This window comes from Erythrobacter sp. W36 (genome assembly GCF_057364935.1).
In genome coordinates this window covers 2269480-2293316 of sequence record NZ_CP200281.1, presented here as the reverse complement: position 1 = coordinate 2293316, position 23837 = coordinate 2269480, and the positions used below count along the sequence as shown (strand labels likewise).

Annotated in this window: 24 protein-coding genes and 1 pseudogene; 5 read left to right on the top strand and 20 right to left on the bottom strand. The window is 60.5% G+C overall.

What is annotated here, in order from left to right; translation table 11 throughout:
* Positions 1-2: 2 nt before the first annotated feature.
* The 4 genes from AC0V6U_RS11095 to AC0V6U_RS11080 all read right to left on the bottom strand — a co-directional run bounded on the left by AC0V6U_RS11095 (position 3) and on the right by AC0V6U_RS11080 (position 4012).
* Entirely contained in the window at positions 3-959 is a 957-nt protein-coding gene (locus AC0V6U_RS11095; RefSeq protein WP_472645755.1) for an AAA family ATPase, read from the bottom strand.
* 2 nt (positions 960-961) lie between these two features.
* Entirely contained in the window at positions 962-2242 is a 1281-nt protein-coding gene (locus AC0V6U_RS11090; RefSeq protein WP_472643228.1) for a DUF4350 domain-containing protein, read from the bottom strand.
* On the bottom strand, positions 2239-3012 hold the full coding sequence (locus tag AC0V6U_RS11085; RefSeq protein ID WP_472643227.1) for a hypothetical protein: 774 nt from the start codon (positions 3010-3012) through the stop codon (positions 2239-2241). Before AC0V6U_RS11085 ends, AC0V6U_RS11090 begins: the two co-directional genes overlap by 4 nt.
* Before the next feature lie 100 nt (positions 3013-3112).
* Positions 3113-4012: a prephenate dehydratase gene (locus AC0V6U_RS11080; protein WP_472643226.1), complete on the bottom strand. Its 900-nt coding sequence runs from the start codon at positions 4010-4012 to the stop codon at positions 3113-3115.
* Positions 4013-4179: 167 nt separating this feature from the next.
* Here AC0V6U_RS11080 and AC0V6U_RS11075 point away from each other — a divergent pair, with 167 nt between their 5' ends.
* Positions 4180-4830 carry a c-type cytochrome gene (locus AC0V6U_RS11075; RefSeq protein WP_472643225.1) on the top strand — a complete coding sequence of 217 codons (651 nt, stop codon included), beginning with the start codon at positions 4180-4182 and terminating at the stop codon, positions 4828-4830.
* Positions 4831-4880: 50 nt separating this feature from the next.
* Here the strand turns inward: AC0V6U_RS11075 and AC0V6U_RS11070 are convergent, their stop codons facing one another.
* Both AC0V6U_RS11070 and AC0V6U_RS11065 read right to left on the bottom strand, forming a co-directional pair.
* Positions 4881-5555, bottom strand: a complete 675-nt coding sequence (locus tag AC0V6U_RS11070) for an RlmE family RNA methyltransferase (protein WP_472643224.1) — start codon at positions 5553-5555, stop codon at positions 4881-4883.
* Positions 5556-5558: 3 nt separating this feature from the next.
* A complete protein-coding gene (locus AC0V6U_RS11065) occupies positions 5559-6788 on the bottom strand; it encodes a Ppx/GppA phosphatase family protein (RefSeq protein ID WP_472643223.1) in 1230 nt (409 codons plus the stop codon).
* Between the two features lie 165 nt (positions 6789-6953).
* Here AC0V6U_RS11065 and AC0V6U_RS11060 point away from each other — a divergent pair, with 165 nt between their 5' ends.
* Positions 6954-7826 (top strand): LOG family protein, encoded by an 873-nt coding sequence (locus AC0V6U_RS11060; protein WP_472643222.1) that lies wholly within the window; start codon positions 6954-6956, stop codon positions 7824-7826.
* Positions 7827-7852: 26 nt separating this feature from the next.
* Here the strand turns inward: AC0V6U_RS11060 and AC0V6U_RS11055 are convergent, their stop codons facing one another.
* The 4 genes and pseudogenes from AC0V6U_RS11055 to glmM form a co-directional block, all read right to left on the bottom strand.
* Positions 7853-8749 (bottom strand): acyl-CoA desaturase, encoded by an 897-nt coding sequence (locus tag AC0V6U_RS11055; protein ID WP_472643221.1) that lies wholly within the window; start codon positions 8747-8749, stop codon positions 7853-7855.
* Positions 8746-9563 (bottom strand): annotated as a pseudogene (thiD, locus tag AC0V6U_RS11050) (bifunctional hydroxymethylpyrimidine kinase/phosphomethylpyrimidine kinase). Before thiD ends, AC0V6U_RS11055 begins: the two are co-directional and overlap by 4 nt.
* Positions 9560-9784 carry a DUF1272 domain-containing protein gene (locus AC0V6U_RS11045; protein ID WP_472643220.1) on the bottom strand — a complete coding sequence of 75 codons (225 nt, stop codon included), beginning with the start codon at positions 9782-9784 and terminating at the stop codon, positions 9560-9562. The pseudogene thiD and the gene AC0V6U_RS11045 overlap by 4 nt, the downstream one beginning before the upstream one ends.
* Positions 9785-9808: 24 nt before the next feature.
* Positions 9809-11146 (bottom strand): phosphoglucosamine mutase, encoded by a 1338-nt coding sequence (gene glmM, locus AC0V6U_RS11040; protein ID WP_472643219.1) that lies wholly within the window; start codon positions 11144-11146, stop codon positions 9809-9811.
* 126 nt (positions 11147-11272) lie between these two features.
* On the opposite strand from glmM, the gene AC0V6U_RS11035 reads away from it, so the two are divergent.
* The gene (locus AC0V6U_RS11035) at positions 11273-12547 is read left to right on the top strand and encodes a dicarboxylate/amino acid:cation symporter (protein ID WP_472643218.1); all 1275 of its coding nucleotides are present in this window, start codon (positions 11273-11275) and stop codon (positions 12545-12547) included.
* A 12-nt stretch (positions 12548-12559) separates the two neighbouring features.
* On the opposite strand, the gene AC0V6U_RS11030 is transcribed toward AC0V6U_RS11035, so the two are convergent.
* From AC0V6U_RS11030 to AC0V6U_RS11020, 3 genes are all read right to left on the bottom strand, one after another.
* Entirely contained in the window at positions 12560-13744 is a 1185-nt protein-coding gene (locus AC0V6U_RS11030) for an AI-2E family transporter (protein ID WP_472643217.1), read from the bottom strand.
* 128 nt (positions 13745-13872) lie between these two features.
* Complete coding sequence (locus AC0V6U_RS11025) at positions 13873-14484, bottom strand: sigma-70 family RNA polymerase sigma factor (protein ID WP_472643216.1); 612 nt, start codon at positions 14482-14484, stop codon at positions 13873-13875.
* Positions 14484-14693, bottom strand: a complete 210-nt coding sequence (locus AC0V6U_RS11020; protein WP_472643215.1) for a NepR family anti-sigma factor — start codon at positions 14691-14693, stop codon at positions 14484-14486. Before AC0V6U_RS11020 ends, AC0V6U_RS11025 begins: the two co-directional genes overlap by 1 nt.
* A 139-nt stretch (positions 14694-14832) precedes the next feature.
* Between AC0V6U_RS11020 and AC0V6U_RS11015 the strand changes: the two genes are divergently transcribed.
* Positions 14833-16362 (top strand): HWE histidine kinase domain-containing protein, encoded by a 1530-nt coding sequence (locus AC0V6U_RS11015; RefSeq protein ID WP_486169465.1) that lies wholly within the window; start codon positions 14833-14835, stop codon positions 16360-16362.
* A gap of 26 nt (positions 16363-16388) precedes the next feature.
* On the opposite strand, the gene AC0V6U_RS11010 is transcribed toward AC0V6U_RS11015, so the two are convergent.
* From AC0V6U_RS11010 to AC0V6U_RS11000, 3 genes are all read right to left on the bottom strand, one after another.
* Positions 16389-17183 (bottom strand): response regulator, encoded by a 795-nt coding sequence (locus AC0V6U_RS11010; RefSeq protein WP_472643213.1) that lies wholly within the window; start codon positions 17181-17183, stop codon positions 16389-16391.
* A 351-nt stretch (positions 17184-17534) separates the two neighbouring features.
* On the bottom strand, positions 17535-17966 hold the full coding sequence (locus AC0V6U_RS11005) for a response regulator (protein ID WP_472643212.1): 432 nt from the start codon (positions 17964-17966) through the stop codon (positions 17535-17537).
* A gap of 96 nt (positions 17967-18062) precedes the next feature.
* Complete coding sequence (locus AC0V6U_RS11000; RefSeq protein WP_472643211.1) at positions 18063-19223, bottom strand: N-acetyltransferase; 1161 nt, start codon at positions 19221-19223, stop codon at positions 18063-18065.
* Positions 19224-19374: 151 nt separating this feature from the next.
* Between AC0V6U_RS11000 and AC0V6U_RS10995 the strand changes: the two genes are divergently transcribed.
* The gene (locus tag AC0V6U_RS10995) at positions 19375-20466 is read left to right on the top strand and encodes a fatty acid desaturase family protein (RefSeq protein ID WP_472643210.1); all 1092 of its coding nucleotides are present in this window, start codon (positions 19375-19377) and stop codon (positions 20464-20466) included.
* Between the two features lie 16 nt (positions 20467-20482).
* Here AC0V6U_RS10995 and AC0V6U_RS10990 read toward each other — a convergent pair whose 3' ends face one another.
* The 4 genes from AC0V6U_RS10990 to lptF form a co-directional block, all read right to left on the bottom strand.
* Entirely contained in the window at positions 20483-20830 is a 348-nt protein-coding gene (locus AC0V6U_RS10990) for a hypothetical protein (RefSeq protein WP_472643209.1), read from the bottom strand.
* Positions 20831-20940: 110 nt separating this feature from the next.
* Positions 20941-21459 carry a GNAT family N-acetyltransferase gene (locus AC0V6U_RS10985; protein ID WP_472643208.1) on the bottom strand — a complete coding sequence of 173 codons (519 nt, stop codon included), beginning with the start codon at positions 21457-21459 and terminating at the stop codon, positions 20941-20943.
* Positions 21456-22553 (bottom strand): LPS export ABC transporter permease LptG, encoded by a 1098-nt coding sequence (gene lptG / locus AC0V6U_RS10980; protein ID WP_472643207.1) that lies wholly within the window; start codon positions 22551-22553, stop codon positions 21456-21458. The genes AC0V6U_RS10985 and lptG overlap by 4 nt, the downstream gene beginning before the upstream one ends.
* Before the next feature lie 18 nt (positions 22554-22571).
* Positions 22572-23819, bottom strand: coding sequence for an LPS export ABC transporter permease LptF (gene lptF, locus AC0V6U_RS10975; RefSeq protein WP_472639719.1), 1248 nt, complete (start codon positions 23817-23819; stop codon positions 22572-22574).
* Between the last annotated feature and the right edge of the window lie 18 nt (positions 23820-23837).

Genomic DNA, 23837 nt, shown 5'->3' with positions numbered 1-23837 from the left:
GTTTAGCGCGGCGCCTCGGTGCTTTCGATCAGCTCAGCGACCAGCGCCTCGACATCGCGGCCCTCGATTTCCGCCGCAGGGCTGAGCGTTAAACGGTGGCGCAGCACGGGCACGGCGAGCGCCTTCACATCGTCGGGAATGGCATAGGCGCGGCCATGCAGAGCGGCGCGGGCACGGGCGGCATTGGCCAGCATCACGGCGGCGCGCGGAGAGGCGCCAACGGATAGCTCAGCGTGTTCGCGCGTTGCCCGCACCAGCCGCACGACATAGCCGGTTACCTCTTCGGCAACCGTTACATGGTCCAGCGCGCCGCTGGCTGCGACCAGTTTCGCCGCATCAGCCACCGCCGTTACGCCCAGTGTGGCGGGCCGGATTGGCCCCTGTTTCTGGCCATAGCTGGTGACGATCTTGGTCTCTTCCGCCTCATTGGGATATTGCACCAAGAGCTTGAACAGAAACCGGTCAAGCTGCGCCTCTGGCAGAGGATAGACCCCTTGGTTCTCAATCGGGTTCTGGGTCGCGACCACCATGAAGCGTTCCGCCAGCTGGTGGGTTTCCCCGTCCAGAGTGACGCGGCGCTCCTGCATCGCCTCTAGCAAAGCAGCCTGCGTTTTGGGCGGCGTACGGTTGATCTCATCCGCGAGCAGCAGTTCGCAGAAAATCGGCCCGCGTGTCAGGGTGAACTCGCTGGTTTGGAAGTTGAACAGGTTGGAGCCCAGAATATCGCCCGGCAGCAGGTCCGGCGTGAACTGGATGCGGCCAAAATCAAGACCTAGCGCGGTGGCAAAGCTCTGCGCCAGGAAGGTTTTGGCTGTGCCCGGAGGCCCTTCCAAGAGGACGTGACCCTCGCTGATCATCGCGATCAGCAATTGGTCGATCATCTCGTCTTGGCCGACGATGGCTTTCGCCACTTCGGCGCGGATCGCGTCCGCCAATTCGCGCAGTTCTTCGAGGCTCATGCTCATTTCTCGAGTTTCCTTGTCAGCTCGTTGAGCGCGCGCGCGGCGCGCAGAATATCGGATGGTGATTGGGCGGCGCGCAATTGCTGCGCCCTTACAGAAAATGGTGCGTCTTCGGGCAATATGCGGCGGACCGCGTCGTCAATCGCCTCTTCGTCCGGCTTGGTCAGGCCCAGCCTGCTCGCCAGCCGCCGGGCGGACAGCGCGACATAAGGGTCTGCAAGCAAGCGCAGACGGCGCGCCTTAACGATCAGCCCAGCGCCATTGGCGACCAAGCGGCGCTTGCCAAAGGCGATGTCCGGCCCGCTTGCCGCCGCCGGGCCGAAGCGTTTGAACGCGCGCCAACCGACGATCAGCATGGCCAGGATCAGACACAAGGTAGCGGCCAGAAACGGCGGGCGAAATGCCAAGGTTAAGAGGTTGGTCGAACCGCCAAAGCCATTGAGCGTGAGGTCAAAGACGATTGGATAGTCATAGCCATAGCTCGCCTCGTCAATCAGCGTGAGGGCGAGCGCCGCGCGGCTCGGGTCAGACAGGCCGTAATTGTTGACCAGATCAGGCTCAATAACAAAGACCACCTCTTCATTGTCGCCCGTGTTGCCATATTCGTCCTCGATTTGGAACGAGAGCGCGAGTGGCTCTCCGCTCTGGTTCACCACCAGAGACGCGCCATTGCCTTTGTCTGTCACCACAATGTTCGTGTCCGTTGGCAATGTGCCTTGCAGGCCAAGGCCGGCCCAGCTGTTCGCCCCGTCTTTCGTGTCCTTCAGCTTGGTCTCGATTGCATAATGATCGGGCAGGTTTTTACCCCAATTGAACGGGATCGCGCTCACCAGCTCGACCCAATCATCCTCAATATCCTGCTCCACGCGCTCTTTTGTGCGGTCGGGAAAAGGAGAGGCGAACCATTTGGGCAGGATCACCATGGTTGGCCCGACATAGGCGCGCTTTTGCAGGATCTCGCCGAGTTCTTCCTTGTCGAAATATTGCGGCAGAGCCAGCACCAGCAGGTCTGGCGTCTCCAGCCCGCTTGGCGAGCGTGAGGTGGAGACGTTTTCGCCCTCCAGCTTCAGCAGCTCGACCAAACCCGAATAGCCATTGAGGCCATTGGCCTCCGCGTGGGCGGCGCCATTGTTGCGGCTCCCCTGCGTGTCGCCCGCGCCGATGAAATAGAGCATGGTGATAAAGGCGAGGAAGCCGAACAGCACGAGGCCCAGCACCGTGCGGCGGCTGAAGCTGCTGCCGCCGCGCCGGTTGTTTGCCTGTTGCAGCGCGCCGCTCATGCGCTCGCCTCTGCTGCCGCGTCGCGGTCAATCAAATTGCGTTTCTGGCGGCTGCCTTCGATTTTGGCCAAGGCGAAATCGGCATAGGCTTTGCGGGCGGCCTCCCAATCACCGCCGTCGAGCGAGCGCAGGGCGAACAGGCTTCGCTCCACCCGCTCTGCAATCGTGCGAAAGGCGGCGCGGGCCGCGTCTGACAGGGCGGGTAATGCCGCCAGTTCACGCGCTGTGCTGGATGGGACGACCCAATCGGGCCGTGCCGAAGCAATCTGCCCAACACTGCGCTGCAGCAGCAGGCGCACCGCCTCATCATAATGTCCATCAGCGGCGAGCTTGTCGGCATCCTCTAACAGGGCGAGCGATTGCTCGCGGTCGGGCTGCCATTCAATTTCTTCTTCTGCCTCTGCTGCGCGCGCGGCTAGTCCTGTCAGCGGTCCAAACATCCGCCATAGGATGAACAGCACTGCCGCGACGAGCAGGGCCAGGAACACCCAGCGCAGGATTGGCCAAGCGCCGCCAAACATTCCGCCCAGCGGGGCAAAGAATTCGCCGAGAGATTGCATGACTTCGTCGAGCCAGCTCGGTTCACGCGGCGGAATCGGTGGCACTTCAATCTGTTCAAATTGGATATCATCATTGCCGCGCAATTCGCGCCAGCTGCCCGGCGCATCTGCATTGCTGATGGGATTAAGCGCCGCATTGTTCGCGCCAGCAGCAGAGCCATCGCCGGGGGCCTCCACTGGCCCTGAATTGGTCCCTGTTACGCTCGTCATGCGGGATTGTTGGTGGCACGGGGCGCATCAGGGCGCAACACCCGATCATTAAACAATTGGGTGAGTGCAGGTGTCCCGCGGCGCCAATTTAGCGAATCGCCTAAGTAATTTGGCGCGCGCGGCCCTGTTTATAGGTGCCCAAAATCCGCAATTCTTTGGAATGAAACGCAAGTTCTTCCAGTGCCCGGTCCACCGCCGGATCGCCCGGCGCGCCCAGAATATCGGCGTAAAAGGCGGTGGCGGAAAAGCTTGTGCCCTTTTGGTAGCTTTCCAGCTTGGTCATATTGACGCCGTTGGTCGCAAACCCGCCCATCGCTTTATACAGCGCAGCGGGGATGTTTTTGACCTCGAACACAAAGGTCGTGATCGCCTCGCTGCCCTCCAGCGCTTCGTCGATTTCCGGAGCCTCAGCGAGAATCACAAAGCGGGTCATATTGTCCGCGCTGTCTTCGACATTGTGCTGCGCGATTTCGAGACCGTAAAGCTCGGCTGCAATCGCCGGGGCAATCGCGCCCAGCTTGGGATCGCCGCGCTCTGAAACAAAGGCAGCCGCGCCTGCCGTGTCGGCATAGCTCAGCGGGACAATGCCGCGCTCACGCAGGAAAAAGCGTGATTGGCCAAGCGCTTGCGGGTGGCTGTAGGCGGCCTCAAACGGTCCGGTGCCAAGCCCCATCAGCGCGTGATTGATCGGCATGAAATACTCGCCAACAATCGACAGGCCGCTTTCCGGCAGCAGGAAATGAATGTCGGCCACGCGGCCATGCTGGGAGTTTTCAATCGGTATGATCGCGCGCGCAGCCCGCCCATCTTTCATCGCCTCCAGCGCATCTTCAAAGCTGAAACAGGGCAGCGGCAGATAGTCACCTGCTGCCTCGGTCGCGGCGCGGTGCGAATTGGCCCCCGGCGATCCTTGAAATGCGATTGCGCGCTCCGGCTGCTTGGCGGCGGCGGCGCGCATGGTTTCAACAATGGCGAGGGCAGGAGCGGGAAAACTGTGCATAGAGCCACGCTTGCTAAAGAGGGAGCGGCCCACTCGCAAGCTCGCTGTTGGGCCCGCTTGCATTTGCTGCAATGCGTAATGCTGCTATCACTCTTGCACCAACGGGGATCGGTCATTAGAGCGACCCCAACTTTGACAATAGCAAGATTACCGGATCTCAATTCACCATGGATGATCGTTTTAACACCGCCGCTGGCTGGGTGCTGTTTGCAGGCATTATCGCGCTGGGCTTCTCGATTCTGAGCGGGAAGTATTTCCACTCCGACAATCCGGAGCGTCCGGAGCAATTGGGCTATGAGATCGAAGGCGTGGTGGTCGAAGCCGCTGCGGCTGAGATGACCATGGCTGAAGCGCTCAACATGGCGGAGACCACTGTCGAAAAGGGCGCGCAAGTGTTCGCCAAATGCTCGGCCTGTCACACGGTTGACCAAGGCGGGGCAAACGGTGTTGGTCCGAATCTCTATGACATCATGGGTCAGCCAATCGGTAAGCACGTCCCTGGATTCGCGTACAGTGCTGCGCTGTCAGGCAAAGATGGCGTGTGGGATTGGGATACGATGGATGCCTGGCTGAAGAGCCCGCGGGGCTTTGCCGATGGCACCAAGATGAGCTTTGCTGGCCTGTCGAAGATTGAAGACCGCGCTGCTGTTGCGGTTTACATGAACTCGCTTGGTTCAGGCCTGCCGGTTCCAGCCTATGTCGAAGCGGTTGCTGAAGACAGCGGTGAAGACGCCGCCGAAGGTGAAGCAGGCGAAGTGGCAGAGGCGGAAGCTGAGCAAGACGCCGCTGCTGAAACTGAAGAAGCAGCCGCAGAATAAGCGCCTAGCGCAATGCCGGGCGGCGAGGTGCCGTCCTTTCTTATCAGACGTTAGTCGGCCTCCACGCCGGGCTTAAATCCCTGAGCCACCACATACCATTCCGATGACCCCTTGCGGCTCGCCGGGGGTTTGGCGTGCTTGACGCTCTTGAAATGCTTTTTGAGCAGGTTGAGCAAATCGGTGTCCGTGCCGCCTGCCAGCACCTTGGCAATGAAGGTGCCGCCTTCTTCCAGGTTCTCCGTGGCGAACCACGCCGCCGCCTCGACCAGGCCCATCGTGCGCAAATGGTCGGTCTGTTTATGACCCACCGTATTGGCGGCCATATCCGACATCACCAAATCGGGCTTCCCGTCGAGCTCCGCTTGCAAAGCAGCGGGCGCGTGATCGGCCATGAAATCCATCTCTAGGATCGCGACGCCCTCAATCGGTTCGGTTGGTAGCAGATCAATCCCGACGATCGCGGCGCGCGGGGCTTGCTTGCGCACCACCTGCGCCCAGCCGCCCGGCGCAATCCCCAAATCAACAACGCGCTTGGCGCCCCGGATCAAGCCAAAGCGCTCGTCGAGCTCAATCAGCTTATAGGCCGCGCGGCTGCGATAGCCGTCGGCCTTGGCCTTTTTGACATAAGGATCGTTCAGCTGACGTTCGAGCCAGCGGGTCGATGATGCGGTGCGCTTGCGCGATTTTCGGACCCGTTTTTCGGGGTCGCGGCCAGAGCGTGTCATCGCCTATTGCCCGCCGCTCTTGGCGTCGCCGCCAGCAGCAGGCGCCTCGCCCGCGCGCAGTTTTTGAAGCGCGCGCATACAGCGTTCTCCGTCGCGTTCGGCTGCCATCAGGCTGCGCAAAATGCCCTCGCGAATGCCCCGGTCCGCCACGCCAAGGCAGCTTGCCGGCCATAGGTCGAGGATCGATTCTAGGATCGCGCATCCCGCAACCACCAGATCGGCCCGGTCATTGCCGATACAGGGCAGCTCGCTGCGCTCCTCCGGCGACATGGTCGAAAGCCGGGTGCTGATGTCGCGCATAGAGCGTGATGGCACGATCAGCCCGTCGACCGCCTTGCGATCATAATGCGGCAGCTCAAGATGCAGGCTGGCGAGCGTCGTCACCGTGCCGCTGGTCCCGAGCAGGCGGATGTCCTCATGCGCGGCGGCCTCGCTGACGCGCTTGGCAAAGGGGGCGAAGCTTTCGGACACGCGGCGGCGCATTTCTGCATAGCGCTCGGCCCGGCCCTCGTCAGTGTTCGCGCCGCGCCCGACCGTATCGGTTAGCGAGACAACGCCCCAGGGCACGCTTTGCCAGTCAATGATGCGCGGGACTTTGCCGCCCGGCTCCAGCAGAACCAGTTCGGTAGACCCGCCGCCAATGTCGAAGATGACCGCGGGCCCGTGGCCTTGCTCCAGCAGGATATGGCAACCCAGCACCGCGAGCCGCGCCTCTTCTTCCGCACTGATAATGTCGAGCACGATACCGGTTTCCTGCCGCACGCGTTCGATGAAATCCGCACCATTGCGGGCCCTGCGGCAGGCCTCTGTCGCAACTGAGCGCGCAAGCCGCACCTTGCGGCGGCGCAGCTTGTCCGCGCAAATCGACAGAGCGCCCAGCGCGCGGTCCATCGCCTCATCAGATAAGCGGCCAGTGCTGGCGAGATCCTCGCCCAGTTTCACCACCCGGCTGAACGCGTCGATGACGGTGAAATCCTTGCCCGAAGGGCGCGCGATAAGTAGCCGGCAATTGTTGGTGCCAAGGTCGAGCGCCGCGTAGGCTTCATTGGGGCGATGCGAGCGTCCGCCCGCGTTTTTACCGCGTGAATGTGCACCCGGCCGACCATGGGCGGGGTGACTGCTTTCATTGGGCTGGTGGGCGCGTTTGTAGCGAAAATCGGCTACTTTACCGGACTTGCGTCCCCTTTTTCTGCCAGCCTTTTTAAAACCGTCCGGCGGAGACAGATCCGCCATACTCAACTCTTTCTTTTCCTCTCGCGCGCGTGTTCTCGCGAGGACCTGAAAAGAAAACTAACGGATAGCGCGCCTTAGAGCAAGCGGCGCGGCGCGAGGTGCATCACCCAAATCGGACCGGCGTTGTCCTTGCCCGCGCTTGGCTGTGCGCCTAAGGGCGTTGATATGACTGAAAAAGACCTCACAGATCGCAAGTTTTACCGCGCCGAGCAGGAAACCCGCTTCGCCGAAGAAGCGCCTGACCACACACCTCAGACCGAGCATCCCGCCTATAAGCTGGCGTTTCGCGACGTCGATTTCATGCTGCGCGATGAGCTGCGCCCGGTGCGTTTCCAGCTGGAACTCTTGAAGCCGGAAATGCTGCTGGACGAGGCGCGCGTTGGCTCCACTCTGGTGATGTACGGATCGGCCCGAATTCCTTCACCTGAAGAAGCGGATGCGAAGGTTGAGGCGGCCAAGAACGGCAGCGAATACGAGCAAAAGGTCGCTGCCAGCCTGGCGGCCAAGTCGAAATATTACACCGAGGCGCACAAGCTGGCAAAAATGGTCTCGGAAAAAGGGATCGTTGAAGACGGCAAGCGGCAGTTTGTCGTGTGCTCTGGCGGCGGCCCGTCGATTATGGAAGCGGCCAATCGCGGCGCTTCGGATGCCGGGGCCGAGTCGATCGGGCTGAATATCATTTTGCCGCATGAGCAAGCGCCCAATTCCTATGTGACGCCCTATCTCAGCCTCAATTTTCACTATTTCGCGCTGCGCAAAATGCACTTCTTGATGCGCGCGCGGGCGGTTGCGGTGTTCCCGGGCGGGTTCGGCACATTTGATGAGTTCTTTGAGCTGCTGACCCTGATCCAGACCGGCAAGATGCAGCCCATTCCGATCCTGCTGTTTGGCAAGGATTTCTGGAACCGGGTGGTCAATTTCGAAGCGATCGCCGAGGAAGGCACGATTTCGAAGAAAGACCTCGAGCTGTTCCACTGGTGCGAAACGGCCGATGAGGCGTGGTCGCATATCTCCGACTTTTACGAGCTTAAACGCTAGGGGTGTTGCTGCCTATAAGCAGCGCATCACACACTATTTCGTTCAACCAAGTCTTCGCGGCGGTCGTGCTCGCGCGGGGCTCCAACCTCATGGGCTAGGCCCAGGCGCTCCAAATTGGCGATCACCCACCAGCCTGGATCGGCCTGTCCCGGCTCAATACCGATCCGGGCGGACTCGGGAAAAGCGTGGTGATTGTTGTGCCAGCACTCGCCATAGGTAAGCAGGCCAAGGCCCGGCAGGTTGGAGGCTTGAATGCCCGCATCGCGCACCAGCCAGCGGCCCGGGCCGGGGTTGTGGCAGAAGTAGGTGATGGTCCAATGACCTGCCGTGCTCACAAACACGCGGGCGCATATGCCCCAGAGGAGGAAGGCCCAGCCGCCAATCCAATAGAGTGCGATGGCGAGCGGGATTTGGTGCAATCGCCATGTCGCATCGAGCATTTTGTAGAAGCGATCTTCAGCGATTTCCGGCTCAATTGTCACCTCGGGTGGGCGCTCAAATTCAAATTTGCAAAACAGGTTCCACGCGAGATCTTTTGCCAATGAGCGGCGATGCGCGAAGAAGTCGTGGCAGTGCGGCTCGCGCTGCGCCCAATCTCTGGTGTCATGAATACGGATGATCCCGGATGGGCCGGAAACGCCGACGATGGTGCCGATGTAGATCAACGTTCTGGCGAGCCATTTGGGCGCTCTGAATGTCCGGTGGATCATCATCCGATGCATACCGACGCTGTGACCGATCAGCAGCGTGAAATAGGTGAGCCCAAGGAACAGTGCGATTGCGGGTAGGCTTGCCATGAACAGCGCAGCCACGGTGCCACAAAGCATGCCAGCGTTCCAGAGAGCCTTTGGCCAATCAATCCGCACGTGGCCACGCAATGGGTCAGCGCCTTGGCCATCCACTCGGATGACCGGCTCCATCATAGGCTGCGCACCGCCTGATGGCCGAGCGGCCCATTGCCAAGGCCGTACCCTGGCGCGGCTTCGATTGCCTGCCTCACAAAGCTTTGGCCCAGTCGGACCGCGTTTTGGAGCGGCTGGCCGTGGCCCAGCAGCACCGCAATGGCGGATGACAAAGTGCAGCCTGTGCCATGCGTGTGGGGGTTTCGATCTTAGCTTGGGCAAAGTGTTTGGGCACTTCGCCAGAGCGCACCAGTATATCGATAATGCGCGCATCCTCTGTGTGCCCGCCTTTGGCCAGCACGTCGCAGCCATGGGCCCGGATCAGCTCTTCGGCTGCGCCTTCGATCAGGCGCGTATCGCCAAGATTGCGGCGAACCAGATGCTCAAGCTCCGGCAAGTTTGGAGTGATGATTGTCGCGCGCGGGAACAACCGCTCGCGCATGATCTCAATTGCCTCATCTGCGATCAGGGTCGCCCCGGAGGTTGCGACCATAACCGGGTCCAGCACCACGGGCACCAGGCTGTCGACCAGCTCCAGCGCGCCTGCCACATGGGCGATAATGTCGGCGTCATGCAGCATGCCGATCTTGATCGCATCGACGCCGATGTCGTTGATGCAGCTGGTGATCTGCTTGGCGACAAAGTCCCCAGACAGCGGCATGATCGCTTGCACACCCACGCTGTTTTGCGCGGTTGCGGCGGTAATCGCGGTCATCGCATAGCCGCCCAGCATGGTGATGGTTTTGATATCGGCCTGAATGCCCGCGCCGCCAGAGCAATCGGACCCGGCAATCGCCAAAATGCGCGGCGGGGCATGCGGTGCGTTCTCGCTCATCCTTTAAACTTGCGCTCCGTGCTGGGCGGATATTTCTCTTGCAGAGCCTTGGCGCGGGTGGGTCGGTCCATCAATTCGCCGCCGCAATTGGGGCATTGATCATCCTGCGCGTCCGCGCATTCCGCGCAGAACGTGCATTCAAAGCTGCAGATGAACGCACCGGGTGCTTCGGCAGGCAGATCGGTGCCGCATTTCTCGCAATCGGGGCGCATTTCCAGCATGGTCTTTTCCCTCTCAGCTGAGGCCTATGCGGCGGCGCGCACGGCGTCGCAAATGCGGTCCACCACGGCCTCGACTTGGGCGCTATCATCGCCCTCGGCCATCACGCGGATCACCGGCTCGGTGCCGGATGGGCGGATGACGAGGCGGCCTTTGCCCTCCAGCTCTGCTTCAGCCTCGCTGATCACCTGTTTGACGGCGTCGTTCTCAAGCGGCTTACCGCCAGAATAGCGCACATTCTTGAGCAATTGCGGAACCGGGTCGAACACATGCAGCAGCTCGCTGGCGGGCTTGTCCGCGCGCACCAGACTGGCGAGTACGCGCAGCGCGGCGACCGTACCATCGCCAGTGGTGGCGTGATCGAGCAAGATCATATGGCCCGATTGCTCACCGCCGACATTGAAGCCGCCCTGTTTCATGCGCTCCAGCACATAGCGATCACCAACCTTGGTCCGCTCCAGCGTGAGGCCGTGCGACCGGAGATGCCGCTCCAATCCCAGGTTGGACATAACGGTTGCGACCACGCCGCCGCCGGTCAGCGCGCCCTTTTCGTGCATGCGAGTTGCGATGAGAGCCATAATCTGGTCGCCATCGACCGCGCGGCCTTTCTCGTCCACGACAATCAGTCGGTCTGCATCGCCATCCAAAGCGATGCCAATATGGGCCTGCTCTTCAACGACTTTAGCCTGCAGTGCTTCAATCGCGGTGGAGCCGACGCCGTCATTGATATTGGTGCCATTGGGGTCAACGCCGACCGTGATGACTTGAGCGCCCAGCTCCCAAATCGCCGATGGAGCCACTTCATAGGCCGCGCCATTGGCGCAATCGACCACGACCTTCAGCCCGTCAAAGCTTACCGCGTCAGAGACCGATTGCTTGACCGCGTGGATATAGCGCCCGCGCGCATCCTCGATCCGCCGGGCGCGCCCAATTTGTGAGGCATCGACCAGCGCGGGCTCCATATCCAGCAGCTTCTCGATCTGCATTTCGTCCTCGTCAGACAGTTTAAAGCCGTCTGGGCCGAACAATTTGACGCCATTGTCTTCATAAGGGTTGTGGCTGGCAGAAATCATCACGCCCAGATCAGCGCGCATTTCGCGGGTCAGCAGCGCAATCGCCGGGGTCGGGATCGGGCCGGTCATGATCACGTCCATGCCGACACTGGTGAAGCCTGCGACCAGAGCGCTTTCAATCATATAGCCGGACAGGCGCGTATCCTTGCCGATCACAACCCGGTGGCGGTGCTTGCCGCGCATGAAGTGAGCGCCCGCTGCCTGTCCCACTTTCATCGCCATTTGCGATGTCATCACATCGCTGTTCGTGCGGCCACGGATGCCGTCTGTGCCAAAGAATTTGCGTGCCATGGCTGTTTCTGTTCTCTCCATGAAAGCGCCGCTGCGATTACGCGCGGGGCAAAAGCCGATTTGTCAGGCGCTTCTGGCGCGGTTATCGCACGAATGGAAGGGCGCAAGGCCCAAAGGGGACAGAATTTGAGCGAAGTTGAACGCCAAAGCGCGGCAGCCACGAGCGGGCAGCGTTATGAGCTGGCCTCTATCCGTCTGCCGGTGGCGCTGACATTTGCTGGGCTGGTCGCAGGCTTGCTGCTGGGTATGGTGCTGGCGGGCGGCGGGATCGCTGATTGGCTGCAGCAAATCATCGCGCTCATGGGAAGCCTGTGGCTGCGAGCGCTGCAAATGACGATCATCCCGCTGGTTGCGGCGCTGCTGGTGCTTGGCATTGCGCAAATGGCCGAGGCGGCGCGCGCGGGCGCGGCGGCGCGGCGGTTCTTGGCGCTTGTCTTTGCGGTGCTGATTGCGGGCGGATTGTTCACCGCCCTAATGATGCCGATTGTGCTTGGCGCCTTGCCTATCCCTGACAGCGCGAGCGGATTTTTGGCCGCTGTTCCGGATGGCGAGCAGCAAGTGCCCGGCGTGCTCGAGTTCCTCGCGTCTTTAATCGCGCCCAATATCATCGCAGCGGCGGCGGAAACGGCAATGCTGCCGCTCACCATATTCTTCGCTCTGTTTGCGGTCGCCGTCACACGCCTGCCCAAGGATCAGAGCGAGCGAATGCTCGGCCTTTTCCATGCGCTGGCCAACACTATGCTGATGATCATCGGCTGGGTGCTGTGGATCGCGCCGCTCGGCGTGTTTGCTCTCGCCTTTGGAGTGGGCCTCAAAAGCGGCGGCGGTGCCTTTGCGACGCTGGCGCATTACATTCTGGTCGTCTCCGCAATGGGTGGTTTCATTCTGGTGCTGGCCTATTTGATGGCGTGGGCGCTGGGCGGGATCAGCCCGCTGCGCTTTGCCAAGGCGGTGCTGCCTGCCCAGGCGGTCGCGGTCTCAACCCAAAGCTCGCTCGCCAGCCTGCCAGCCATGCTCGACAGCGCGGCGCGTCTGAACTTGCGGGAGGACACCAGCGAGTTTGTGCTACCGCTGGCGGTGGCGATTTTCCGAGCGACCAGCGTGGCGATGAATATGGCGGTCGCGCTCTATGTCGCCAGCCTTGCGGGGATCGAGGTGTCCTGGCCGCTGATGCTGATCGGTATTGGCGTGGCGGTGATCATCTCCATCGGCTCTGTCAGCCTGCCCGGATCGATCAGCTTTGTGGTGTCGATTGGCCCGATTGCGCTCGCTATGGGCGTGCCGATAGAGCCGCTGGCTTTGCTGGTAGCGGTGGAAATGCTGCCCGATATCATGCGCACTTTGGCCAATGTCACGATGAATGTGGCCGTCACCAGTACGGTCGACCGTTCGAAGGATTGAAGGCTTGTGAGGTTAGCCCGCTGGGTCGGCTTCCTCTTCAAGCCCGCGGTTGAACAGCTCGCTGCCAAACAGAGGTTCGCCAAACACAAAGCCGATCAGATTGGGGCGGCCGATATGGTCGAACAGAGCGGTGAGCGTCAGCAGAATTGGCACCGATAGCAGCGCGCCCGGCACGCCCCAGATCCACGTGAAATAGGACAGCGCGAGCAAGATCATCACCGGGTTCATGGTGAAGCGCGCGCCTAGGATTGATGGGGTGACGACATTCGCCTCAACCGTGTGCAGCACGATGTACGCGGTGACCGGGACCAGTCCGAGAAACACTGTGTCTGCCGTGCCGATGCCGAACATGCCAAGCAGAGCGGCCATGGCGATTGGCCCGATATAGGGCACGAAATTGAGGATCGCGGCGAGCCCTCCCCACATGATCGGCGCCTCCACACCCAGCGCCCATGCGCCGAGCGCGACCACCACACCGACACACGCGTTGATGAAGCCAACAGTGAGAATATAGGCGGCGACCCGGTCCTGCACCTCGCGCAGGACCCTCGCGGCCTTGACGCTGGAGCCGAAGTTGGAGCGATCAAACAGCAAATGCCGCCTCAGCCGCACGCGCGCCTCGATCATGAAGAAGGTCATCAACAAAGTGATCAAGACCTCGATCAGCACGCTGGGCGTCGACCAAGCGATCTGTTCGAGCAGGGTTGGGGTAGCGAGCACGACTTCGCGGGTGCCAGATTCGCCCAGCAATTCGCCCAGTTCGCGGTTGATGATGGCGAGCCATTCGAACTGATCGCGCAGCTCGGCAAAGCGCGCACCCACTTGCTCGGTAATGGCAGGCAGCGTGTCGAACAGGGCGAGGGCAGGCTGAAGCACCAGCGCGAGCGCGAGCAGCACGACGGCTAAGAACGCTAGTAATGAGCCCAAGGATGCAAGCACATTAGGCAGGCCGATCCGCGCCATTCTATCCGCCAGCGGCGACAGCAGGATGGTGAGCAAGATCGCTGTGACCAGCGGCAAGAACACCACCGAACCAATCGATAGAACAAATGGCAGGGCGAGGAACAGGCCAATCCCGATGAGCAAGACCAGCGCCGACACCAGACGCACTTCCTGCTCGGCAAAGGCCAGCCGCCTGCTGGACGCAGGGGTGGCGCTCGGCTCGCTCGCGTTTGGATCGGGTGTTTCGCTCGTCATTTCAGGCAATTCCAGCTGGTTGCTGGCCTTATTGCAGGACTGCAAAGCCGCGCCAAGCGCCGGATGTGCGAAGTTGAGATTTTAGGCCGTTAGCCGCGAGCGGGGCAGACGCAAACAATGCGCCGGAATTAGTCGATCTTCGCGGTCTCGCCATTGCCAGCGGCAACATCGTCCAGTTCTTCAAGGATGGCGCGGTGCGCGGTCTCATCCCCGATTGAGCGCTGCGGGATATTGCCCTCCGCCAACATGTCATTGAGCGTGGAGCGGGCGCGGCCCACGCGGCTCTTAATCGTGCCTACGGCGCATCCGCAGATTTGTGCCGCTTCCTCGTAAGAGAACCCGCCTGCGCCAACGAGCAGCAGAGCCTCGCGCCGTTCGGGCGGCAGCGTCAGCAGCGCGCGGTGCATGTCAGACAGGTGGATCGGTTCCTCCTGTCCGGCGGGCGCAGTCAAAATCCGTTCTGCCACCGTCTCATCATAATCGCCGCGAAAACGGTTGCGCCGCATATCGGTGAGATAGGCATTGCGCAGGATTACAAAGGTCCATGCGCGCATGGATGTGCCGGGCTCAAACCGCTCCTGCGCAGCCCATGCCTTCAGCAGAGTTTCCTGAACCAGATCATCGGCCATATCCGGACGGCCGCACAGGCCGCGCGCAAAGGCGCGCAAATGCGGCACAACCTCGGTTAGCTCGCGCTTAAAGTCGGCTTTCTCAGAGGCGCTGCGGGTCTCGACCGACATTAGCCATTCCCGTTCTGGTTGGCATCATCTGCGTCGGCGGCGTCCAGCTGAGACAACAGGTCCTTAAAGCTGTCAGGCAGCGGTTCTTCGACCACGGAATCGTACAGCTGTTTAAGCCCGTCGGCCCATTGCGGCTGGTCCGCAGCTTTCGCGCTTTTTGTGTTTTGCGCCGCTGCGTCAGTCGGCGATGTTTCTTTACCCGAGGCCATAATTGATCCTGATATACTCCACAGCAGGCGAAAGGCACCGGCATGTTCCGCCATATCGGCGGCATTACTACGTATCAATTTGGGAACGATACGGCCTATGTATTGTTCCCTTGCCACTGACACATAAGAGCTTGGACTGATGCACGCAAAGGCATCTAAACAAAAATACACGGTATCACTCGGAGGAATTCGGCAATGGCTGATTGCCTATCCGAGCGCCGTGCCCGCACTTATCTTCATCGCCATTTCTGCGATCACTTTGCTCAGCGTGTTCGCGATTGAAGCGAGCGCGCGTCACAGCGAGAGCTTGAAAACCCGCAAAATCGCATCGTCCATCGCCTCTGAACTGAGCCATGAGGCCAATATTGCCGTGTCTTACATGCACGCAGGCGCGGTGGTGCTGTCGAGCAGCGGCCAGGCCAAGCCCGACCTATTGCAGCAATTCAGCGCCGAGATGGAGGGTGATTTTGAAGTGCCTGGGGCAGGGCCAATGGACTGGATGCCTCTGACCGATGCTGGCGATGGCGATGAACAAGCAAGCCCTGCGCTGCAAGAAACTCTGGCGGCGGTCCAGGCCAGCGGCGCTCCTTCGGCTTCTGGCAGGTTGATGATCGCTGGCCCCGATGGCGGCGAGGTGCCAGCCTTCGTGATTGTCATGCCGGTCGGCGATGGGGATGCAGCCCAGCCGCAGAGCTTCGTCCACCGCGCGTTCAATGCGAATATGTTTCTGTCATCGGCGCTTGATTTGGCGGATGAGAACGATCTGGCCGTGCGCCTGTTTGACAGGATGGGGGATCAGGCCGCATTGCTCGCAGAGCGCACCTCCACCGCATCCAGCAAAGATGTGATGGAAAACCCGGTCCAGATTGCCAATCGCACCATGCGCTTGGAGGTGGCCGCGCCGACGCCTGCCTTGCTGACCCCATTGTCTGTGGTCACCCTGCTGCTCGGCCTATCGGTGGCCGCCTTGCTTGCCGCGCTCGCCCGAATCCTGACCCGGCAAATGGCGAAGGACAATGCGCGCCTTGAATTCTTCGAAGAGCAGCATTCGATCCGCAATTCGCTCACCCGTGAGCTTAACCACCGCGTGAAGAATACGCTCGCAAATGTCCTTTCACTGCTGTCGTTGACGCGGCGCCGAGCGGACAACCTCGATGATTTTGCGGAAGGGCTCGCTGGCCGGATCAGAGCTCTGTCCGCAACCCATGATTTGCTGACCAATTCGGAATGGGGAACCACGCCGATCGCCTCTGTTGTTAAAGCAGAGCTGGCGCACGTGAGCGCCGCGAGAGAGCACGAAATTGAGATCGAGGGGCCGGATGTGGAGCTTGCCCCCAATGATGCGCTGACGTTTGGTCAGGCGATCCACGAGCTTGCCACCAATGCGGCCAAATATGGCGCGCTGAGCGCTGATGCGGGCCGGGTGTCGATCATATGGTCATTGATAGAGCCGGACTTGGCCGAGGTGGAATGGCTGGAGGCGGGCGGACCAGAGGTGAGCGAGGCGCGCGGGCGCGGCTTTGGCACTGAGCTCATTCAAAAGATCGTCGCTCACGAATTGCGCCATCCAGTCGAGCTGCAATTCGACACCGCCGGGGTGCGCTGCGCCCTGCGCGTACCCGTGCGACCCGCAGGCGAGTTTCAATTGCGCGATCAACCAGAGGGCTGATTGCCTGCTCGCTGCCTTTTAGAAACTTAGTCGAGCGGTTTGCTGGAGCCGAAGAACAAAGCCTGGCTGACCGCTGCGCTAACGGTCCGTTCCTCAAATGGCTTGGTTACCAGATAGGTCGGCTCTGGCCGGTCGCCGGTCAGCAGGCGCTCGGGATAGGCAGTGATGAAGATCACCGGCACATCGCCAATCGCCAGAATGTCATCGACGGCATCAAGACCCGATGAGCCATCGGCCAATTGAATATCGGCCAGCACCAATCCCGGTGTTTTTTCCGCGATGATCTCGCGCGCTTGCGTGCGCGTGGCGGCTGTTCCGCAGATCGTATGGCCCAGCGATTTGACGAGATCCTCAAGCTGCATTGAGATCAGCGGCTCGTCTTCGATGATCAGCACGTCTGTGCTGGTCTCACGGTCAATTTCACTCACCGCCTCTTGCACCAGCTTTTCGACGTCGGCCGGTTCCAGCTCCATGATTTGAGCTGCTTGCGCAGGGGTGAAGTCTTCCAGAGTGGTCAGCAACAAGGCCTGACGATTGAGCGGAGTGATCGCATCCAGCCGCGCTTTGGCCGCTGCCTCATGCTCACCAGCGGGCGCTTCGTCATTGGCGACTTCCATGTAGGCGCTCGACCAGACCTTGTTGAAGGCTGCGTACAAAGCGACCCGGCCGCCTTCGAGCGACTTTTTCAGCGTCTCATCTGCCAGCGCCGCTTCCAATGTGGCGCGCACGAACGCATCGCCTGTGGCCTGCGCGCCGGTCAGCGCCCGGGCATAGCGCCGCAAGTAAGGAAGGTTGGTAGCAATGTCTTGGCCAAGTGGCATTGGTTCGCTTTCATTCGAGGATGTGCGCATCCCTATAACGATTTGGAGCGCCTATTCTATAGCTTGCTTACAGTTACGCGGCGCGCCTCTTCTTGGTTGCAACGGGCGTCATGCAGACGCAGTACATCTTGTCAGGGCAGCCTAAGCAAAGGCCAACCTCGGTTTGCTCCGATATGGAGTCAAATAATCGAAAAAATTTTGAAGTCAGCGGGAACCAGAACTTGGGCGGTGCATTTTGTCTGTATCACCGCCGAGACCCCCTCCCGTCCAAGCGGTTGGTGATACGATCCCAAGGCCTTCACTCACCCGAGTGGAGGCCTTTTTTCGTATCGGGCCAGAGCCTTGCTGGGATCAGCTCTTGCGGCGGAACCGATCAAACATACCTTTGCGCGGCGCCGTCTTCAGCATCGCGATGAGGTCATCAGGGCCATAGGGTTTGGTGAGGACAGGGCCGAGTTTCTGGATCGCAGGCGGGATTTCGGTGGGATCATCGGTTTGAAAAATGATCCGGGTCGCATCGCCGCCCACCGCATCGACCAGTTCTGCAATTTCCCAGCCCATGTCACTGTCGGCCAGATGCACATCGAGAATGATCGCATCGAACGATCCAGACCGCAGCCGCTCCAGCGAGCATGCGGTCGAGGGGCAAATATTCACCTCGTCCACGCCTTCGTGGATTAATGCTTCCTCCAACACGCGGCCATGCTCTGCATGATCTTCAACCACCAGAACGCGCCGGGGCAGGCGGGCTGGTGCGGTTTTGCCTTTGCTAAATGAGAGCATGCTTCACCCTTGGCTGAACGAGATAGCGACAAATGGTCTTACGAACAGATTGGCGCATCCGTTACAGTCTGCAAGGTGCAATGCGCCGGCTAGACCCTACACCAGCGGCTTTTCATAGATCGCATATTCGCGGTTGATCTGAGCCTGGATCGTGTCGGCGATCGCGACCATTCCCTGATTGTCTTCTAGGATCCAGCCGATCTCCGCCCGCTTGGAGGCAAAGGTGGTGTAGGCGCTTTCGCGGATCTCGTTGATCATCATAAACGCCAGCTGGCTCGCCAGCCGCGAGTTCTGCACCTCTTTTAGGACGCCCATTAGCGGCACCCGCATACCCGAGCCCCGCGGCCCGCGCAGCCAGCGCAGCATGTGGAACCAGCCAAACGGCAGCAGCTTGCCATCGATCTTGTCCAGCACATCATTGATGTCCGGAAAGGTCAGCATGAAGGCCACCGGCTTGCCCTCGACCTCGGCGATCATATTGAGCGGTTCAAAGATGATCGTCTTCAGCTTCTTGCCCGCATAGGCGACCTCTTCAGGAGTGAAGGGGGTGAAGCCCCAATTGTCTGACCAGGCATCATTGAGGATCGACAGCACGATCCCTGCGTCCCGGTCCCAATTGGATTTGTCGACGCGGCGAATGGTGATCCGCTCGTTGCGCTTGCCCGATTTCACGATCCGCTGCACCAGCGGTGGGAAGTCTTTCGTGATGTCGAGATCATAGGTGTAGAGCGTCTTGGCGCGGGTGTAGCCTGCGCCTTCGATCCAGCCTTGATAATGCGCGGGATGATGGCCCATCATGATCATCGGCGCATGGTCATGGCCGCTTACCAACAGTCCGGGCTCCTCCCACATGGCCATAGAGATGGGGCCGAGCACGCGCGTCATGCCTTGCTTCGCCAGCCAGCTTTGCGCCTTTTCCAGCAGCGCCGATCCCACCTGTTCGTCAGCCGCGTCGAAATATCCGAACATGCCGGTTCCCAGGCCAAACCCCTGCTCGGCGGGCATGGCCAACGCCAGCTCATCGATCTGCGCGGAAATGCGCCCGACCATTTTTCCATCGCGGTGGGCAATGAACAATTGCGCCTTACCGTGCTTGAAAAACGGGTTTTTGTCCGGATTGATCAGTTCCAGCAATTCGGAACGCAATTGCGGGACGTGGTGCGCTACAGATGCTGCAAATTCGCGTCCCAAATCAACGAATTGCGCCCGTCCGCGCTTGTCGGTTACCGCTTCGATGCTTATTTGCGTATTGGTCACGCAGATCGCCTTGTTCAGTCCATTGCCAAGGCGTCTGTTTGTCCCGGCAGCGGCCAACGCGCAAGAGAATCGATCACTCTTGCCAACAGGATGCGTTTGTCCTCGCCGGTAAGATCGCCTAAATGGCGGAATTGAAAGCACCGTTATGACGATGATTGAGCAACCTCTTGTCCCTGCTAAGGGCGCGCCTGGCGAGACCGCTGGTGTGCCCACGCGCGCGCAGTTCCAGACGAGCGATGACAAAGATATGCTGCGCGCGGCGCGCGATCTGACCAAGGATTTGGGCGAAGCGCGCGCTGGGGTTTACTGGCCTGATATGCTGATTTCGACCGGTGTCGGATATGCTGGCATCGCAGGCGCGATCCTGTCTGGCAATTTGGCGCTTTCAATCCTGTTCGGTCTGGTCGCGGCCTTGGCGCTTTACCGCTCGCTGATGTTCATTCACGAGCTCACCCATATCCACCGTGATGCGCTGCCGGGATTTCGCAAGGGCTGGAACCTGCTGGTCGGCATTCCGCTGCTGACCCCCAGCTTTATGTATGAGGGCGTGCACACGATCCACCACACCCGCACGCGCTATGGCACGATTGAAGATCCTGAATATCTTCCACTGGCGCTGATGAAGCCGTGGAGCTTGCCCGCCTTTGTGTTGGTCGCGTTTCTCGCGCCGATTGCTCTGATCGTGCGCGCGGCAATTCTGGTGCCATTGGGCGCGATTATCCCGCCGGTTCGCACCTTTGTGTGGGAGCGGTTTTCCGCGCTGTCGATCAATCCCGATTTCCGCCGCAAGCCGCCCAAGGGTGAGCTGTCTCGCCAGGTGAAATGGCAAGAGGCGGGCGTGTTCGTCTGGTCATGGGCGCTGCTCGCCAGCACACAGTTTCTCGGCTGGCGGCCGCTGCTGATCGCGCTGGCGATCCTGTCGCTGACGGCGGTACTCAACCAGCTGCGCACTTTGGTGGCGCATTTGTGGGAGAATGAGGGCGAGCCGATGACGGTGACCGCCCAGTTTCTCGACAGTGTGAATGTCCCGCCGCCCGGTCCAATTGCGGAGGTTTGGGCCCCTGTTGGCCTGCGCTATCACGCGCTGCACCACCTGATGCCGTCTATGCCCTATCACGACCTGCCAGAGGCGCACCGGCGCTTGGCGGCGGAGTTTGGCGCAGGCTCAACCTATTCCGGCGCCAACCATCCCGGCTTGCTGCCGCTAGTGGGCCGGATCGCGCGCAGCACTATGATGCGCTGAGCGGACTTGGCTCGGCTTACTGCGCTGGGTCGGCCTTGATCAATTTGGACGTATTGGGATCGATGGCTTGCGAGCTTTCGCCGCGGGTCATTGTGTCAGAACCGCTCGCTGCGTCCCCGCCGTAATCTGGCCCGCTGGTAATGTTGAGGCCTGATGCGGCGTCATCGCTACTGCCGCTCCCATCGCTGCCATCCACCGCATCCTCTGCGCTAGCGCCGAGGGCCATCTCTTCATCGGTGGGCGCATCGACATCCTCTAGCGGGATCAACTCGCGCGAGGCCTCAGCGGTTTCATCGCTGCGATTGCCGCAGGCTGACAGCAGCGCGGCCGCGCCCAATGCGCCGATAAGTTGAATGCACTTCATATTTGTCCTCCCAAGGCTTGGCGCGAAGCCTAGGCGGGAAGGCAGGCGTGTTCAAACCGGCTTGCGGCAGAGCGTTGCTGCGAGGGCGCATCCGCCGCCGCGCGGCCCGATCAATCGAGGAAATGGATCATTGCGCAGCGGCTCTCGGCAGGAATGCCCAAAGCGACGGCACCCTCAAGCGATTCAGCCAAATGCGGACGCCCTTCAAAGTTCTCTACCTCGACGAAACCATGCCGCGCGTAAAATGGCGCATTCCATGCAATTTCACGAAACGTATTGAGCGTGATCGCTCTGAAGCCGGAATTGCGAGCATCAATCTTCAAAGCGCCGAGCAGGGTTGCACCAATCCCTTTCCGTTGGTGTTTTCGCGATACGCTGAGCTCGTGCAAATGCAGTTCCCTGCGGACGGGGCCCGCCTCAGCAAAGCCGACAATCTCTTCCCCAGCCACCGCGGTGAGTGAGCGTCCATGCGCTATCGCTTTGATGTGGTGCTCGATGCTGGATGTAGGCGGGATCGGAATGCCCTCAAGCTCGGGCGCCTGTCTTAGCAGTTCCGCCGCATCGTCTTCGACACGAAAGAAGTGTTCAGCATCCTCTTTTCGCGAGAGGCGAATGGAAAACCCGCTCATTCCTCGGTCCGAATGAGGACAGTTTCACCCACAAGGAAGAACAGGAAAAACGGCGCCCATGCAGCGAGGAAGGGCGGATACCCGCCAAAGCTGCCCATCGCCAGTGCGGCATTGTCGACCACGAAATAGGCAAAGCCCAGACCCATGCCGATGATCGCGCGCACGAACAATTGCCCTGATCGGGCGAGGCCAAAGGCGGCGATTGCGCCCAGCAGCGGCATCAGAAACGCCGACAATGGCCCAGACAATTTGTGCCACCACTTGGCCTTCATTTCTGAGGTGCGCCGACCGGCTGCCTCATAGGCGTCGATTGTCTCGGACAGTTCAAAGAAAGACAGCGCCTCTGGATCGACCGATTCCAAACCAATCCGCTCAGGCGAGATACCTGTCCCGACGGTCAGGCTGTCGAGTGGCTGGCTGTCTGCGCTGCCGACTTCAAAACGAACAGGATTCTCCAGCTTCCAGCCCGGGCTGGCATAGACGGCGCGCGGGGCGCGGACCTGCTGGCGGATGATCCCGCCGGGCGCACGTTCATACCAAGTGACATTGGTCATGGTGATTTGCTCGCCCGTGCCGCTGAGGCTAGCGGCGGACAGTATGCTGGAGCCGTCGGTGAGGTAGACGTTGGCCTTCACGTTGGACGCCTCTGGGACCGGGCCATAATCGGCCGCCTCCCACGCTTTGAGAGTGGCGGTTGCGCGGGTCACGACGCGGTCGTGAAAGCCGAAGCTGATGACCGATACCAGTGCGGCTGTGAGCAGCAGGGGTGAGAGGACTTGGTGCGCAGACAGGCCAGCGGCTTTCATCGCCACGACCTCGCTGTTCTGGTTGAGCGTGACCAATGTGATCAGCGTCGCGAGCAGCACGGAATAGGGCAGGAAGCGCGAGATCAGCTGAGGAATGCGCAGGCTGGCATATTTCCAAACTTCGCTATCGCCATTGCCGGGCACCGCCAGAATGTCGCCGCTGTTCGACAGCAGGTCGAGCATCATCAGCACCAGCACCAGCATCACCAGGACCGCAAGGATTCGCACGATGAACATCTTCGCCAGATAGAGCGTGAGGGTGCGCGAGGGGAAAAAGTCGAGCTGCATAGTGAGGCTATACCCTGCCTATTCCGCTGGCGATGGTTGCGGGTCAGGATCGGGCCCGCGCAGCCGATGCGGCTTGCGCCGGTCAAACAGCTTGCGCAGTCCCTTGCCAATTTTGGCCGTGCCGGTTTCCAGCGCGCCAATCGCTTGCCCGCCGGGCACATGGGCAACGCGGTAATACATCCACAGGATCAGCGCGGCGAACACCACAAACGGGCCCCACAGGGCGATGATCGGATCAATCCGCCCCAATGTCGCGATGTCTTCGCCGTACTGATTGATCTTGTGATAGGCGACCACCATCACGATCGAGACGAACACGCCCAGCGCGCTGGTCGATCGTTTGGGCGGGATCGCCAATGCCACCGCCAGCAGCGGCATCAGGAACATCATCACCACCTCCACCAATCGGAAGTGAAAGCTCGCCTGGCTGGCGTCGCGGTCGAGCTCCGCGACATTGTCATCCGACCACCCGATCCTGAGCAATTCGGGCAGGATATATTCTCGCTCCGCATCGCCGCGCGCGCGAAATTCCTCAATCGCGGGCAGGTCTATCGGCAGGTCATGGCGGCTGAAGGATAGGACACGCGGGGTCTCGCTGCCTGTGTCTTGGACGATGGTGCCTTCCGACAGGCGCAGGATGATGGTGTTGGGATCATCGCTAGTCGCCAGAAATGCGCCTTCACGCGCGCTGATCGACAGAACTTGATCCTGCGAATTGGAGACGCGAGCAAAGATGCCGATCAAGCGCCGCCCTTCGTCTTCGCTTTCCTCAATTCGCAAGGCCATACGGTCGGCCAGAGTGTTGAATTCGCCAACCTTGATCGATGCGCCGAGCGCGCCAGAGCGCAGCTCAAATTCCATCTGCTCGTAATAATACCGGCTGATCGGCTGGACATAGAACACCAGCGCGACATTGATCGCCACCAGAACGCAAGTGATCGCATAGGGAACGCGCAGTAGCCGCCAATAGCTGAGGCCGACGGCGCGCATCACATCGAGCTCGCTAGAGGTCGCGAGCTTTCGGAAAGCGAGCAGAATGCCGAGCAGCAAGCCCAGTGGGATCGCAAGGCTGGCATATTCCGGGATCAGCGCGCCCAGCATCTTGAAAACAACGCCGATCGGGCCGCCTTCTACCGCGACGAAATCGAACAATCGCAGCATTTTGTCGAGCATCAGCAGCGAAGCGGCGAGGGCAAACACGCCCAGCATTGGAAACACCACCAGCCGGAAGATATATCGGTCAATACTGGGAAAAGCGTTGAGCACGGGAGCTTAGCTGGCTTT

Excerpts from the sequence above, each read along its gene's own strand:
- AC0V6U_RS11095 (WP_472645755.1), bottom strand. The coding sequence starts at position 959 with ATGAGCCTCGAAGAACTGCGCGAATTGGCGGACGCGATCCGCGCCGAA.
- AC0V6U_RS11060 (WP_472643222.1), top strand. The coding sequence starts at position 6,954 with ATGACTGAAAAAGACCTCACAGATCGCAAGTTTTACCGCGCCGAGCAG.
- AC0V6U_RS10990 (WP_472643209.1), bottom strand. The coding sequence starts at position 20,830 with ATGAAGTGCATTCAACTTATCGGCGCATTGGGCGCGGCCGCGCTGCTG.
- AC0V6U_RS11090 (WP_472643228.1), bottom strand. The coding sequence starts at position 2,242 with ATGAGCGGCGCGCTGCAACAGGCAAACAACCGGCGCGGCGGCAGCAGC.
- AC0V6U_RS10985 (WP_472643208.1), bottom strand. The coding sequence starts at position 21,459 with ATGAGCGGGTTTTCCATTCGCCTCTCGCGAAAAGAGGATGCTGAACAC.
- AC0V6U_RS11005 (WP_472643212.1), bottom strand. The coding sequence starts at position 17,966 with ATGCTCTCATTTAGCAAAGGCAAAACCGCACCAGCCCGCCTGCCCCGG.
- AC0V6U_RS11085 (WP_472643227.1), bottom strand. The coding sequence starts at position 3,012 with ATGACGAGCGTAACAGGGACCAATTCAGGGCCAGTGGAGGCCCCCGGC.
- AC0V6U_RS10995 (WP_472643210.1), top strand. The coding sequence starts at position 19,375 with ATGATTGAGCAACCTCTTGTCCCTGCTAAGGGCGCGCCTGGCGAGACC.
- AC0V6U_RS11010 (WP_472643213.1), bottom strand. The coding sequence starts at position 17,183 with ATGCCACTTGGCCAAGACATTGCTACCAACCTTCCTTACTTGCGGCGC.
- AC0V6U_RS11020 (WP_472643215.1), bottom strand. The coding sequence starts at position 14,693 with ATGGCCTCGGGTAAAGAAACATCGCCGACTGACGCAGCGGCGCAAAAC.
- AC0V6U_RS11030 (WP_472643217.1), bottom strand. The coding sequence starts at position 13,744 with ATGACGAGCGAAACACCCGATCCAAACGCGAGCGAGCCGAGCGCCACC.
- AC0V6U_RS11025 (WP_472643216.1), bottom strand. The coding sequence starts at position 14,484 with ATGTCGGTCGAGACCCGCAGCGCCTCTGAGAAAGCCGACTTTAAGCGC.
- AC0V6U_RS11065 (WP_472643223.1), bottom strand. The coding sequence starts at position 6,788 with ATGGCGGATCTGTCTCCGCCGGACGGTTTTAAAAAGGCTGGCAGAAAA.
- AC0V6U_RS11015 (WP_486169465.1), top strand. The coding sequence starts at position 14,833 with ATGCACGCAAAGGCATCTAAACAAAAATACACGGTATCACTCGGAGGA.
- AC0V6U_RS11055 (WP_472643221.1), bottom strand. The coding sequence starts at position 8,749 with ATGATGGAGCCGGTCATCCGAGTGGATGGCCAAGGCGCTGACCCATTG.
- AC0V6U_RS11070 (WP_472643224.1), bottom strand. The coding sequence starts at position 5,555 with ATGACACGCTCTGGCCGCGACCCCGAAAAACGGGTCCGAAAATCGCGC.
- AC0V6U_RS11045 (WP_472643220.1), bottom strand. The coding sequence starts at position 9,784 with ATGCTGGAAATGCGCCCCGATTGCGAGAAATGCGGCACCGATCTGCCT.
- lptG (WP_472643207.1), bottom strand. The coding sequence starts at position 22,553 with ATGCAGCTCGACTTTTTCCCCTCGCGCACCCTCACGCTCTATCTGGCG.
- AC0V6U_RS11075 (WP_472643225.1), top strand. The coding sequence starts at position 4,180 with ATGGATGATCGTTTTAACACCGCCGCTGGCTGGGTGCTGTTTGCAGGC.
- AC0V6U_RS11080 (WP_472643226.1), bottom strand. The coding sequence starts at position 4,012 with ATGCACAGTTTTCCCGCTCCTGCCCTCGCCATTGTTGAAACCATGCGC.
- glmM (WP_472643219.1), bottom strand. The coding sequence starts at position 11,146 with ATGGCACGCAAATTCTTTGGCACAGACGGCATCCGTGGCCGCACGAAC.